Annotated in this window: 12 protein-coding genes; 4 read left to right on the forward strand and 8 right to left on the reverse strand. The window is 59.5% G+C overall.

The genetic code is table 11. From position 1 onward, the window contains the following. Window positions 1–161: 161 nt before the first annotated feature. From bilR to J3353_RS04225, 3 genes are read right to left on the reverse strand one after another with little or no spacing between them, the layout of a single operon-like run. Entirely contained in the window at window positions 162–2,087 is a 1,926-nt protein-coding gene (gene bilR / locus J3353_RS04215; protein WP_207684258.1) for a bilirubin reductase, long form, read from the reverse strand. A gap of 12 nt (window positions 2,088–2,099) precedes the next feature. Further along, on the reverse strand, window positions 2,100–2,855 hold the full coding sequence (locus J3353_RS04220; RefSeq protein WP_207684259.1) for a S9 family peptidase: 756 nt from the start codon (window positions 2,853–2,855) through the stop codon (window positions 2,100–2,102). 3 nt (window positions 2,856–2,858) lie between these two features. Continuing rightward, entirely contained in the window at window positions 2,859–4,247 is a 1,389-nt protein-coding gene (locus tag J3353_RS04225) for an MFS transporter (RefSeq protein ID WP_005932378.1), read from the reverse strand. 216 nt (window positions 4,248–4,463) lie between these two features. Between J3353_RS04225 and J3353_RS04230 the strand changes: the two genes are divergently transcribed. The 4 genes from J3353_RS04230 to J3353_RS04245 all read left to right on the forward strand — a co-directional run bounded on the left by J3353_RS04230 (window position 4,464) and on the right by J3353_RS04245 (window position 7,711). Then, window positions 4,464–5,294 (forward strand): helix-turn-helix domain-containing protein, encoded by an 831-nt coding sequence (locus J3353_RS04230; protein WP_370569160.1) that lies wholly within the window; start codon window positions 4,464–4,466, stop codon window positions 5,292–5,294. Window positions 5,295–5,411: 117 nt separating this feature from the next. After that, window positions 5,412–6,203: a DUF975 family protein gene (locus tag J3353_RS04235; protein WP_207684261.1), complete on the forward strand. Its 792-nt coding sequence runs from the start codon at window positions 5,412–5,414 to the stop codon at window positions 6,201–6,203. Window positions 6,204–6,205: 2 nt separating this feature from the next. Further along, window positions 6,206–7,102: a hypothetical protein gene (locus J3353_RS04240; RefSeq protein WP_207684262.1), complete on the forward strand. Its 897-nt coding sequence runs from the start codon at window positions 6,206–6,208 to the stop codon at window positions 7,100–7,102. A 96-nt stretch (window positions 7,103–7,198) separates the two neighbouring features. Next, entirely contained in the window at window positions 7,199–7,711 is a 513-nt protein-coding gene (locus tag J3353_RS04245) for a nitroreductase family protein (protein ID WP_207684263.1), read from the forward strand. A 77-nt stretch (window positions 7,712–7,788) separates the two neighbouring features. On the opposite strand, the gene mgsA is transcribed toward J3353_RS04245, so the two are convergent. From mgsA to J3353_RS04270, 5 genes are all read right to left on the reverse strand, one after another. Continuing rightward, window positions 7,789–8,193, reverse strand: a complete 405-nt coding sequence (gene mgsA, locus J3353_RS04250; protein ID WP_097770635.1) for a methylglyoxal synthase — start codon at window positions 8,191–8,193, stop codon at window positions 7,789–7,791. A gap of 162 nt (window positions 8,194–8,355) precedes the next feature. Beyond that, complete coding sequence (locus J3353_RS04255) at window positions 8,356–10,593, reverse strand: penicillin-binding protein 2 (RefSeq protein WP_207684264.1); 2,238 nt, start codon at window positions 10,591–10,593, stop codon at window positions 8,356–8,358. A 26-nt stretch (window positions 10,594–10,619) separates the two neighbouring features. Beyond that, window positions 10,620–11,153 carry a rod shape-determining protein MreD gene (gene mreD / locus J3353_RS04260; RefSeq protein ID WP_098922735.1) on the reverse strand — a complete coding sequence of 178 codons (534 nt, stop codon included), beginning with the start codon at window positions 11,151–11,153 and terminating at the stop codon, window positions 10,620–10,622. A gap of 12 nt (window positions 11,154–11,165) precedes the next feature. Further along, complete coding sequence (mreC, locus tag J3353_RS04265; RefSeq protein WP_099357213.1) at window positions 11,166–11,996, reverse strand: rod shape-determining protein MreC; 831 nt, start codon at window positions 11,994–11,996, stop codon at window positions 11,166–11,168. A 66-nt stretch (window positions 11,997–12,062) separates the two neighbouring features. Then, window positions 12,063–13,085: a rod shape-determining protein gene (locus J3353_RS04270; protein WP_005932353.1), complete on the reverse strand. Its 1,023-nt coding sequence runs from the start codon at window positions 13,083–13,085 to the stop codon at window positions 12,063–12,065. Window positions 13,086–13,197: the final 112 nt, after the last annotated feature.

Consider the following 13,197-nt stretch of genomic DNA (forward strand, 5'->3'; position numbering starts at 1 on the left):
CAACTCTTGTCGGATTTCTATATCCAGTCTTAACCGACGGAAAAATATCGCAGAGGGCGGCCAATGATCACGTCTTTTCCCGAAAAAAAGCAAGCCCGGAAGGCACACAGACCTTCCGGGCTTGCACTTTTGGCGATGCGCTGTGCGCATCTCAGACTACTTTACAGCTGGCAGGCGGTATCGTAGCCGGTACGGATGGCGTTGGAGATATCTGCAGCCTTGCCTGCGGCATCGCCGATGGAGTACACCGGGATGTTGGCAGCTTCCAGCGCAGCAGCGTCAAACTCGTTGGAGCGTGCGCCCATAGCCAGCACGATGTAATCGCAGGGGATGGTCACCTCTGCGCCGTCCTTGTTCTCACAGACAACGGCATCCATGCGGAACTCCTTGACCTTGTGGCTGGGGTACTGCTCCACGCCGTAGGTCTTGTAGTTCTCCAGCAGGGTGGGCAGAATGGTGGTGCTCTCGCCTGCTGCGATCTTGTCCATCATCTCAATGACGGACACCTTGCAGCCGCGGGCAGCCAGATACTCTGCGGTCTCGCAGCCCACCATGCCGCCGCCGATGACAGCCACAGTGCCGTACACCTGCTGCTCACCGGCCAGCACCTTCCAGGCATCGGCCACGTTCACGCCGTCAATGCCGGGGATGCGGGGTGCGGCGCTGTGGGCACCCACAGCGTTGATGACTGCCTCAAAACCGGCATCCTTCAGCTGCTCGGCAGTGCGGGTCTGGCCCATGCACAGGTGCACACCGGCGTTGCAGACTGCATGGATCAGATCCTGCGTGGCGCGGCGCATCTCCTCCTTGCGGGGAGGCACGCAGGCGATGTTCAGCTGACCGCCCAGAGAGGTGGTCTTTTCAAACAGGGTCACATCATGGCCGCGCAGGGCTGCCACACGGGCTGCTTCCAGACCGGCAGGGCCGCCGCCCAGGACAGCGATCTTCTTTTTCTGCTCTGCAGGCTGGATGCTGCGGCTGTTCTCGTAGCCGTTCTCTGCGTTCAGCACGCAGGAGAGGAACTGGCGGTTCTGGATAGCATCGGTGCAGCCCTTGTTGCAGCTGATGCAGCGGCGGATATCGCAGGCCTTACCGGCAGCGATCTTGGTGCCCCAGTCGGGGTCAGCCAGCAGCGGGCGGCCCATGGCAACGATATCAGCCATGCCGCTCTCGATGACGCGCTCAGCCATCTCGGCATCCACGATACGGCCCACGGCGCTGACCGGCACGTTGACAGCCTTTTTGATGTCGCCGGCGATCCTGACAAAGAAGCCGTAGGGCTGCACACCCATGGGAGGAATGGTATCGGCCATGTTGCCGGTGTGGTTGGCCTGGGCAACGTGGAACATATCCACGCCGTCCTCCACCAGCCACTGGGCAAACTGCACGGCATCGGCCTCGTCAATGCCGCCCTTGCCGCGCTGCGGGGTGACGATGGACAGCTTGTAGTCGATGATCATATCCGGCACAGCCTTGCGGATGGCGCGGGTCAGCATCCGGGCAAAGCGAACCCGGTTCTCCAGACTGCCGCCGAACTTGTCGGTGCGGTGGTTCATCCGGGTGGAGCACAGGCAGCCGTTCAGGCGGTCGCCGTGGATCTGGATCACGTCCACACCGGCCTTCTGGGCACGCACCGCGCAGGCGCACATCTTATCGATGATAGCCATCAGCATTTCCTCGCTGACCTCATCGGTAAAGAACATCATGTCGTGATGCAGGCGCTGACGCATCTCGTCAAACTTCTTCTGCATGAACAGGCTGTTGATGGCATCCACGTCGTACTCCGGGTGGAAGATCTGGATGCCCAGCTTGGTGCCGTAAGCGTGGACGCTGTCGGCCAGCTCCTTGAAGGCAGGGATCTGGCTGTCGTCAAACAGCTTGGGGGTAGGAGAAAAGCTGTTGATGGGTGCCACATCGCCCAGAACGATGTAACCCACGCCGCCCTTGGCCAGGCGGGTGTAAAAACCCATGTCCTGCTCGCTGATCATGCCGTTCTTCTCGTAGCCGGTGGTCAGCGGGGGGAACATGATGCGGTTCTTAAAGGTCTGTCCGCCCACTACAATGGGCTGCAGGATCATGTTTTCCATACAAATGCCTCCTTACAGATGTGCTTTGATGAATGCGGCGGTCTTTTCCTCCACGGCGGCACGGGCGGTCAGCGTGGCAAAGTTGTGTCCACCGCCTGCAATGGTGTCCACCTCAGGTGCGGTGTAACCCTCGGCATAGCGGCTGCAGGTGCCCTCGTCCACCAGACGGTCATCGTCGGCGCGCAGCAGCAGCACCGGGCCGTTGTAGCCCTTGGCCTCGGTAAAGGGATCGGGGTGCTTTGCCATCTCGTAGTTAAAGGCCATCTTGTAGCACAGACCCTCCATGTCGGCGTAGTCCTTGCCGGTCTGGGTCACACCGTCGGCGCGCTGGGCGCAGCCGAACCACATCCCGGCGCCCGGGCACAGCAGGATCAGGCCGTGGGGCTGGATCACCGGTGCGCAGGAAGCGGCAATGTAGCCGCCCATGCTCTGGCCGGAGAGGAACAGCTTTTCGCTGTCCACATAGGGCTGCTCAGCTGCCCATGCAAAGATATCCTGTGCATCGGTGTGCAGGCCGTCGAAGCTCATATCCTCGAACTCGCCGTCACTCTCGCCGTTGCCGTAGAAATCAAACCGGGCGCTGCCGATGCCCTGCGCTGCCAGAGCGCGGGACAGGTGGGTGTACATGGACTTGTAGCCGCTGCAGCTGCCGGCAAAGCCGTGCAGATGCACCACAAAGGGTACCTTGCCCTCCGTATCAGGCAGGGTCACGATGCCACGCAGGGTGTGGCCATTGCGGTTTTGAAACTGAACCTGTAAAATCTTCATGGTTTACTTGCTCTCCTTTGCGGCGCGGCGGCTCTTCAGCTCTGCCAGCATCTCGGCCGTCTTCTGCTTGGTCAGGGGGTAGACGAAGAACAGGATGGCCACTGCAATGCCGTAGCCCAGGAAGTAGACACCGGTGTAGCTCTTCCAGATGGCGTTCACAACGCCTGCGGTCTGCACAGCGCCTGCGGTCACGTTGTAGCCGATGGCACCCAGCACAAAGCTGGACAGGCTGCCGGAGATGGCGCTTGCGAGCTTGCGGAAGAAGGAGTAGGTGGAGTAGACGATGCCCTCGTTGCGCTCGCCGGTCTGCAGCTCATGGTAGTCGATGGCATCGTTGACCATGGCCCAGATCAGCACCTGCATACCGGAAGCGCCCAGGTAGCAGATGCCGTTGATAACGATGAAAGCCACGGGGTTATGGATGGGGAAGAAGAACAGGATGCCGAACACGACGGCGGCAAAGCCTGCGCCCATGCAGCACCACTCCTTCTTGCCGAGCTTGTTGGCCAGAGGCTGGGTGATGGCAAAGGACAGCACAGCGTACAGAACGCTCAGCATACCGGAGACAGCCTGAATTTTAACGTTGCCGAAGAAATCCTTGTACAGGTAGGTGTTCAGGCCGTTGACCACGGATGCACCGATCATGCCGGTCAGGCTGAAGAACATCACGCCCAGCAGGGCTTTGTTGTGGGAGATTTCCTTGAGAACATGCAGGTAGTTCAGCTTTTCGCCCTGCGGACGCTCAGGCACTTCCACACGCTCCTTGCACCACACGCAGGTGATCTGCAGGCACAGCAGGCCCAGCATGGCGCAGATGCAGGCCAGCATCAGGAAGCGGCCAGCCACAGGCTGGTTGTCCACATACAGGAACAGGGGGCCGACCATAACCATGACGGTCATAAAGATGGTGCCGCCCAGGCTGCGGTAACGGGACAGGGCGGTGCGCTGGCTCACATCATCGGTCATCACGCTGGACAGGGTGCCGAAGGGCACGTTGACGCAGGTGTACAGTGCCTCATACAGCACATAGGTGATGAACATGTAAGCCAGACGCAGACCGTAGCTGATGTTGCCCACATTGACAAAGGCCAGCACACAGAGCACTGCCATGGGGAACGAGAAAGCGCGGATCCACGGGATGAACTTGCCGCCCTTGGTGGCCTTGCGGGAGTCCACGATCGCGCCGATGATGGGGTCGTTGACGGCATCCCAGATCTTGGTGATCAGCAGCAGGATACCCACATGGAAGGGGTTGACCTGCAGGATCAGGGTGTAGAAGATCGACAGATACATGGCGCGGTACTGCTCCGTGAAGCAGCAGCCCAGATCGCCCAGTGTATAGCCGATCTTGTCCTTCATGGAGAAGGGCCGAACGGTCTTTTTCTGGTCCATTGCGTTTTATCCTCCTTAAAAAACAGATGAAACCACGAGGCTTTTCACACAAGCCTCTTCTCTTCGATTGTATTATACGTTAATTTTGCGTCAAAGCATATCCAAAAAATGATTGAAAACTATCGCAAATTGATGTATTATGCAATTATGACAGTTGTACTTTTCAGTTGTGTACAACAAACTGTCGCATCTGACAGTTCCACGGAGGGAATTTTGGTGAATTATACAGCCAAACGTTATCTTTTTGAACAAAGCACGGTTCGGGAATTCTTTTCGGGCGCGTATTATGACCTGTTTCTGGTCATCCGGGGCAGCGGGGTGTTCCGGTGCAGCGAAGTGGTGCTGCCCGCCCAGCAGCAGAATCTGATCATCCTCAAGCCCGGGCAGGGCGGCAGGCTGGAATATGCCGGAGCCTACGGCCCGCTGGAGATCATCCGGGTGCAGTTGTCTCCCCAGATGCTGGCGCAGTTGTCGGATGAGGACACTGACTTTGAAAAAAGCTTCAACGTGGTGCCCTTCCGGCAGGTGGCTGTCCGGCCGGACAGCCAGATCTATATGCTGCTGAAGAATCTTGCCCGGAAGCTGCTGGTACTCCCCCAGGAGAGCAGCCAGTTCGGCGCGACGGCGTTCGAGCACGGCATCCTGCAGATGTTCGTGGTGCTGGCACTGCGTGCCTGCATCCATGCCGAATTCCACACCGCTTCTGTCAGCCGCCACCACCTGATGCTGGATGAGGTATTCCTGTTTATTCAGTCGCACCTCACCGAGGAACTGACGTTGGAGCGTCTGGAAAAGGAGTTTTTCGTCTCCCGGGAGCATATTGCCCGGGAATTCAAACGCCAGACCGGCCAGACCGTACACCGCTACATCGTAAAGGCCCGACTGGACCGCTGCTGCACCCTCATTGAGCAGGGCCTGCCCATCACCGAGGTGTACAAAACCAGCGGTTTCGGGGGCTATAACCACTTTTTCCGCGCCTTTAAAAAGGAGTACGGCATGACCCCCAAGGAATATTTCAGCACCACCCGGCAGGATGCCCGGGGATGAGCCTTTGCAAAAGAAGTCCCGGCTGCAATTTTTGTGCAGGCTGAAACGTATTTTATATAAAACGGCAGCTGCCGTTTTTCAACAAACGATCTCCATTGCTGACAGGAGGAAAGCTCTATGAAATTTTCTGCTGATTATCGTGCCCTTGCGCTGGATGCCCTGCGCGGCAGATGGAAGACAGCTGTTCTGGCCGGACTGATCGCCAGTTTGCTGAGCGCCAACATTGTGAGCAGCTCAGACAGGGTCATCTCCAACATGAGCCAGAACGCCAACGGCGACACCCCAGGGTTTGCCGGGCTGTTTTCCACCGGCAGCGGCGGCGTGCTGGCGGTTCTTGTGGTCTGCATCCTTGCCTGGGCAGTGTTCACCTTCATCGTGGGCGGTGCGGCGCGGCTGGGCTACGCCCGGTTCAACCTGAACCTTGCAGACGGCAGGGACGCTGCCCTCTCCGACCTCGCTTCCCAGAAGCACCGCCTGTGGGACGGCTTCTGCATGAATTTCCTGCAGGGGCTTTATGTGGCGCTCTGGTCGCTGCTGCTGTTCATCCCCGGCGTGGTAAAAGCCTACAGCTATGCCATGACCCCCTATATCATGGCCGAGCACCCCGGCCTGACGGCCAACGAAGCCATCACTGAATCCCGGCGCATCATGGACGGCAACAAGTGGCGGCTGTTCTGCCTCGATCTCAGCTTTCTGGGCTGGGAGCTGCTCTGCACCCTGCCCATGCTGATTGGTTTCTCTCTCGTCTTTGCCTTCACCCGCTCGGCGGATACGGTCCTTGTTCCGCTGATCCTGCTGTCCATCCCGCTGAGCGCCGGCTTCTTCTTTCTGCACCCCTACGAGGAAGCGGCCTGGGCGATCTTTTACCGGGATATCACCGCTGCACCTTCTGACACCGAGGAAATCTGAGAATGAAACATACCGCCTGCTATCACCTGCCCGGGCTGTTCGAGTTCTACGAGCTCTACCGCCTGTTCCTGCCCCTGTTCCGGGAGCACCGGGAATATTTTTATGACTGGTGCGAGATCGGCTCCATCTATGGCGCGCCGCCGGATTGCATCTGGGGCGGGGGCCGCGTGGAGGCCGGGGAGCACTCCCCCGCCGAAGTTCTGGCCCTGACCCAGGAATACGGCATCTCTGCCCGGCTCACATTCAGCAATTCCCTGCTCCGCCCGGAGCACCTTTCAGACCGGAAATGCAACGCAGTGTGTCAGCAGTTTGCCCAGCGGGGCACTGTGCAGAATGGGGTCATCGTTCACTCCGAGCTGCTTTTGAACTACCTGCAGCAGCATTACCCGGAGCTTTATCTCGTATCCTCCACCACCAAGGTCCTGACGGATCTTCAGGCGTTTCAGGCAGAGGTCCGGCGGCCGGAGTTCCGGTATGTCGTACCGGATTTCCGGCTGAACAAGGCCTTCGATGTCCTGAATGCACTCTCCCAGCCCGAAAAGGACAAGGTAGAATTTCTCTGCAACGAGTGCTGCTGGTTCGGCTGCACTGAGCGCAGGCGCTGCTACGAAGCCGTCAGCCGCAAAAATCTGGGGGAGGTCTGCGAACATCGGTGCACCGCCCCCGGCGCGCAGGAGGGCTACCGCTTTTCCAAGGCGATGGAAAACCCCGGGTTCATCGGCACTGCGGACATCCGGGAGCGCTATCTGCCGTTGGGCTTTTCCAATTTCAAGCTGGAAGGGCGCGGGCTGGGCAGCGCGCTGGTGCTGGAGTTTCTGCTCTATTATCTGACCCGGCCGGAGTATCAGATCCACGTCCGGGAGGCGATCTATCTGGACAACATGCTGGATCTCTTTTAAGGGTTGCGCCACCGGCGCAGTGTGGTATAATCAGCATAACAGAGCACTTGCATGCGGCGCTCTGTTCCGTCCAATCCAAGTCAGGAGGAGATCGTTATGGAATTCACTCAGCTTATTGCACAGCGGTATTCCTGCAAAAATTTTGGTACAGGCAAGGTAGACGCTGCAGCACTCCACACCATTCTGGAAGCCGGTCGGCTGGCACCCACCGCCAAGAACACCCAGGAACAGCGCATCTACGTCGTTCAGTCCGAAGAGGGGCTGGCAAAGATCGATGCTGCCACTCCCTGCCGTTACGGTGCCCCCGTCTGTCTGGTGGTCGCCTATGACAAGAACCACACCTTTACTTACCCCGGCGAACGGATGAACTCCGGCATGGAGGATGCCGCCATCGTGGCCACCCACCTGCTGCTGGGCGCTGCCAATGCAGGCGTAGACAGCTGCTGGGTCAACTTTTTTGACCCGGACAAGCTGGCAAAAGCGCTGGGTCTGCCCGAAAACGAGGAGATCGTGATGCTCCTTGATCTGGGCCACGCTGCCGAGGGTGCAGGTCCCCTGCCCAACCACAGCTCCCGCAAGCCTCTGTCCGAAACCGTCACGTTCCTGTAACATCACAGGGATGCAAAAAAGCCCCCGCACGTTGGTTTTCCGGCCAACATGCGGGGGCTTGTGTTTTATTCCAGTTTTCAGTTCTGCGGGTGGACGATATCCCGCCAATCCAGATCTCCACGCTCCAGACCGTGGATGAGCACCTCCGCGGTGGCGATGTTGGTGGCCAGCGGGATGTTATGCACATCACACAGGCGCAGCAGGGTCATCTCGTTGGGTTCGCTGGGCTTTGCGTTGATCGGATCGCGGAAGAACAGGAGCAGATCGACCTCATTGCAGGCAATGCGGGATGCGATCTGCTGATCACCGCCCTGAACACCTGCCAGAAAGCGCTGGATCTGCAGACCCGTTGCCTCAGAGATCAGCTTGCCGGTGGTGCCCGTAGCCACCAATTTATGCTGGCTCAAAATCCGGCAATACGCCGTACAGAACTGAACCATCAGCTCTTTTTTGGAGTCATGCGCAATCAGTGCAATCGTCATCGGTCAACCTCTCCTTTGTTTTGCCAGTGGGCATTTTCTTGCATATATCATAGTATCACAGTTTCCGTTCTTTTACAACCGTTTTTTAGACAAACTTCATACTTTTTTCGGAAAAAAGCGCCAGAATTCACCAAAAGCAGTGTTTCAGCGTTTTATCCTTCTTCAATTGTCTAAAGCATCCTGCCCGGCAGGTGCGGTCTCCTGAGCAGCATCCGTGGTGCCTGCGGCGGGGTCTGTGGCCGTATCCGCTGCCGCATCCGTGCCGGTTTCGGTCTGGGCGGGGGCAGTCTGGGCAGCAGAAGTGCTGTCTGCGGCGGTCTCCTGCTTGCCGATGGTGCCATCCTCATTCAGGGTGCCATCCTGCATGGCGAACCAGGCGTTGAAGATATCCGCCACCAGGTTGCCCGCGCGGGCGCCGCCGCCGCCGTACTCCACCACGATGCCGATGGCGATCTGGGGGTCCTCCGCCGGGCCGTAGGCGATCATCATGGTATTGGTGTAGTGCTTATAGGTGCTGCCGACGTAGTACCCCTCGCTGCGCTGGGGGGTGCCGGTCTTGCAGGCGATGGTATAGGGGTAGCTGGCCAGCACCGGGATGGTCTGGGACACGCCGATCATGCCCTGCTGCACCAGATCAAAGGTCTCTCCCCTGTCCTCAATGACGTCCATGACCTCGGGCTGGGTCTCCTGCAGCACCTCGCCGGTGTTGGAGTCCAGGATGGCCTTGACGAAGTGGGTGCGGTAGCGGGTGCCCCGGTTGGCGATGGTGGCCGCGTAGGTGGCCAGCTGCACCGGGCTGACCACGGTGTTGCCCTGACCGATGGCGGCCTGGACGTCCAGCGACTCGATATAGTTGGAGTCGGTCTTGCTGGTCAGGTGACCCAGCGCCTCGCTGACCTCCACGCCGGTGCGCACACCCATGCCCAGCTTGTAGGCGTAGGCGTCGTAGACCTCACTGGTCAGGCGGCGGCCCACGTCGTAGAAGAAGATGTTGCAGCTCCACTTGATGGCGGTGATCACGTCGATGTTGCCGCTGTGGCCGTGGCGGGTACACTTGGGGTGGTAGTCGCTGTAATAATTGTACACACCGTTGCAGAACACGGTGGAATACCGGTTGATGAGGCCCGAATCCAGCGCCGCCACCGCCACGGCAGGCTTGAAGGTGGAGCCGGGGGTGTACAGGCCCTGCAGTGCCCGGTTGAACAGGGGCAGACTCTCGTCCGCGCTGTACTCGCTGTACTGGGTGGCATACAGGTTCTGGTCAAAGCTGGGGTAATTGGATGCGGCCAGCACGCTGCCGTCCTTCACATCCAGCACCACGGCGGCACAGGCGGCAGCCTTCATGCTGCCGGTGTTGTAGACCCGGTTGATCATGTCGATGTTCTCGGCCAGTGCCTTGTCCACCGCCTTCTGGAACCGGCTGTCGATGGTCAGCTGCACGGTGTGGCCCGGCTCGGGCACTGTGGTCAGGGCCGTATCCACAATGACACCATCGGAGTTGCGGGTGATGGTCTCCACGCCATCCTTGCCCCGCAGTTCGTCCTCATAGGCCGATTCCAGGCCCGAGATGCCGATGATGTCGTTCATGTTGTAGCCTTTTTCGCGCAAGGGGTAGGTGGTCTGGCCGTTTTCATCGGTCACCTTCCACTTTTCAGCGGTGATCTTGCCCACCCGGCCCAGCACATGGGGCAGCACCGTGGATTGCTCATAGCTGCGGGTACTCGTTTCCACGATCTCCACACCCGGCAGCGAGAGGCTGTGCTCCTTGATGGTCGCCACGGTGGCCTCACTGACGTTTTCCGCCATGATAAAGTTGTTCACATTGGAGAACGCCTGCAGCTGCATCTCATAGTGGATGCCGCCCAGCGTGCGCTGCCAGCTCAGCGGATAGCTGGCAAGGTCGTAGTCCTCCACCAGCTTCTCCATCACATCATTGGCCGTTGCATACTGCTGTAAACCAAGATTGTCCTTCATGGCGGCAAGGGCTTTCTGATCCCTGGTGCTGCCCTCTTCGGCGGTAAAGGTATAATTGCCCGCTGCATCCGGCTGGCTGATGAGCAGAGTATCGTTCCAGCTCTCACCGTTGGCACGCAGCAGCTCGACGATCTTCTGGAGCATCCCGTCCAGATCTTCGTCTCCCATCAGCAGCTTGTTGAGCACCACGTTGTAGCTCGTGACGCTGGTGGCAATGCGCTCCCCCCGGCTGTCCACAATATCACCGCGTGCCGCCGTGACCGTAAACTTGTAGTCGGTGGTGTTGGTGGCCTGGGATTTGAAATCGTCCCCGTTGACCAGCTGTAAAAAGATGAGCCGCAGCCCGTACAGCAGCATGAGGATGCAGGCGGCGGCAACCAGAACACGCATCCGCCGGATGGCGGTTTTCCGTTCTTCTTGGTTCATGGATTCTCCTTCCGGCGCGGGGTGCGTTACACCACGCCGTTGTCGATCTTAAATTCTTCGTGGATGCGGCGCACGACCCCGAACAGAGGGAAGCAGACGGGCACCGAGAGCGCCGCCGTGGGCAGCACGAACCACAGCCAGCGGCTGGCCGCGCCGCTGTAACCGGGCATGTAGTAGAAAAACAGCCAGTCCAGCGTGAGCACCAGCAGGGCGGCAGCAGACGCAATGAGTGCAAAGTTTGCGGCCGAATTCTTGAAGTAGAGCTGCATCACCGCCGAAACGGCAAAGCAGAGCAGCAGCAGCTCCAGCGCCAGCATGCCCACGGTGCGCCCGGCCAGCCAGTCCCACATCAGGCCGCAGACCGCCCCAAAGACAGCCCCGGCGAACTCGCCCTCAAACACGGCGACCGCCAGCGCCAGCGGCAGCAACCAGAGCGGCTTTGCCGCCCCGAACTGGAACAGCCCGGGCGTGGTCTGCAAAACAGCACAAAGAAGGCCCAGCAGCGCATAGCAGATCCATTTGACGATCTGGCCCCGGCTGCGTTTCCGGCGTGATTCCATCAGGGTCCCTCCTCAGAAACTGGTAATGATGAACGCATGGCGCACCGTGCGGGGGTCGGTACCGGGTTTGATGACGGCAATGGTCGATTTGCCGCTGACCTCGGGCACCAGTTCCTGTACCACGCCCACCAGCAGGTCAGCCGGGAACACCCCGCCCAGCCCGGTGGTGACCACCTGGTCGCTTTTCTCCGTCAGGGTGTTGCGCGCAAGGTTGGTCAGCACGCACAGGCCATCGGCGGCATATTCGGAGCTGCCGGTGACGATGCCGTTGTCACGGGTGCGGGATACCACGCCCGCCGCGTTGAAGTTGGGGTGAAGAATGGTCATCACCTTGCAGCTGGTGGGCTCAGCCTCCACCACCATGCCCAGCAGGTAGCCCTGATCACTGACCACGGCATCGTTGACGGCCACGCCATCCAGCGTGCCGCGGTCCAGCGTGAAGCCATAGAAGGAATCCAGCGGATCACGGCCAATGACAAAGCTGGAAAGATAGCTCATCTCTGGCCGCTGGCTCTGGATGCTTTCCAGTGCCTTGTAGGCCTGGTTCTCGGCCTTGACGCGGTCGTAATCCACCATCTGCTGGCGCAGCTCGGCGTTTTCGGCCTTGAGTGTCTCGTTCTCAGCCATCACGTCATCGATGCTGGTGTACTTTTCCCACAGGGAGGCCACGCCGCCGCTGACCACAGCAGCCACTTTCTGGAATGGAGCAGCCGCCACGCTCAGCAGCTCCTGCGGAGCGGCAGTCAGGCGGCCGTTGGCACCGGCGTAGGCCATGATGCCCACCAGAAACACCGCGATGCCCACCAGGATCTTGAATTTCCAGGTATCGAAAAAGTCTTTCAAGGGGTTTTCCTCCGATTGCAAAAGGGCGCGGACAGCCCAGAGCCGTCCGCACCCTCTGTTACATCGTTACATATGAGCTCCATCGGTGTCCAGCACGTCGTGCAGAACATCCACATGATCCAGCACCGCACCGGCACCCTTGGCCACGCAATCCAGCGGGTCCTCCGCAACATGGACATCAATGCCGGTCTCGCTCTGGATCAGCTGATCCAGGCCCCGCAGCAGGGCACCGCCGCCGGTCAGGGTGATGCCGTGGTCGATGATATCGGCACTCAGCTCAGGCGGGGTGCGCTCCAGGGTCTCCTTGATGGCGCTGGTGATCTTGACCAGGCACTCCAGCAGGGCCTCGCGCACATCCTCAGAGTGGACGACGATGTTCTTGGGCAGGCCATCCACCAGGTTGCGGCCCTTGATCTCCATGGTCATCTCGGGGTCCATGGGGTAGGCAGAGCCGATCTCGATCTTGATCTGCTCGGCGGTGCGCTCACCGATGAGCAGGTTATACTTGCGCTTGATGAAAGCGATGATGGCCTGATCGAACATATCACCGGCCATCCGGACGCTGCGGGAGGCCACGATGCCGCCCAGAGAGATGACAGCGATCTCAGCGGTGCCGCCGCCAATGTCCACGATCATGCTGCCGGTGGGCTCGCTGATGGGCAGGCCCGCGCCGATGGCAGCAGCCATGGGCTCCTCGATGACGGAGACCTGACGGGCACCGGCCTTGAGGGTCGCCTCACGCACAGCGCGGCGCTCCACCTCGGTCACGCCCGAGGGGATGCAGATGACCACGCGGGGACGGGAGAACATGCTGTTGCCGCAGGCCTTTTTCAGGAAGTTTTCCAGCATATTTGCCGTGATATCGAAATCGGCGATGACACCATCCTTCAGGGGGCGGACTGCCACGATGCTGCCGGGGGTACGGCCGATGACAGCCTTTGCCTCAGCACCCACGCAGCGCACCTCATCGGTCTTGGTATCCACAGCCACGACCGAGGGTTCCCGCATGATGATGCCCTTGCCCTTCATGTAAACCAGGGTATTGGCAGTACCCAGATCAACGCCAACGTCCTTTGACAAAAAACTCATAATGAAGCTCTCCTTCGTATTTCCGGTCTATTCCAAAACGCACAGCAGCCCAAACTCCACAGGGTTTGACCGCCTATCGCAGAATAACACGTTTCTATTATAGCCGCAAGTC

Origin of the sequence: Faecalibacterium sp. Marseille-Q4137 (assembly GCF_017377535.1) — a bacterium.
GTDB lineage: Bacteria > Bacillota > Clostridia > Oscillospirales > Ruminococcaceae > Faecalibacterium > Faecalibacterium duncaniae.

What these genes read in the sequence shown, in the direction of transcription:
- J3353_RS04220 (WP_207684259.1), bottom strand. Translation starts at nt 2,855, where the DNA reads ATGAAGATTTTACAGGTTCAGTTTCAAAACCGCAATGGCCACACCCTG.
- mreD (WP_098922735.1), bottom strand. Translation starts at nt 11,153, where the DNA reads ATGGAATCACGCCGGAAACGCAGCCGGGGCCAGATCGTCAAATGGATC.
- bilR (WP_207684258.1), bottom strand. Translation starts at nt 2,087, where the DNA reads ATGGAAAACATGATCCTGCAGCCCATTGTAGTGGGCGGACAGACCTTT.
- J3353_RS04245 (WP_207684263.1), top strand. Translation starts at nt 7,199, where the DNA reads ATGGAATTCACTCAGCTTATTGCACAGCGGTATTCCTGCAAAAATTTT.
- mgsA (WP_097770635.1), bottom strand. Translation starts at nt 8,193, where the DNA reads ATGACGATTGCACTGATTGCGCATGACTCCAAAAAAGAGCTGATGGTT.
- J3353_RS04235 (WP_207684261.1), top strand. Translation starts at nt 5,412, where the DNA reads ATGAAATTTTCTGCTGATTATCGTGCCCTTGCGCTGGATGCCCTGCGC.
- J3353_RS04240 (WP_207684262.1), top strand. Translation starts at nt 6,206, where the DNA reads ATGAAACATACCGCCTGCTATCACCTGCCCGGGCTGTTCGAGTTCTAC.
- J3353_RS04255 (WP_207684264.1), bottom strand. Translation starts at nt 10,593, where the DNA reads ATGAACCAAGAAGAACGGAAAACCGCCATCCGGCGGATGCGTGTTCTG.
- J3353_RS04225 (WP_005932378.1), bottom strand. Translation starts at nt 4,247, where the DNA reads ATGGACCAGAAAAAGACCGTTCGGCCCTTCTCCATGAAGGACAAGATC.
- J3353_RS04270 (WP_005932353.1), bottom strand. Translation starts at nt 13,085, where the DNA reads ATGAGTTTTTTGTCAAAGGACGTTGGCGTTGATCTGGGTACTGCCAAT.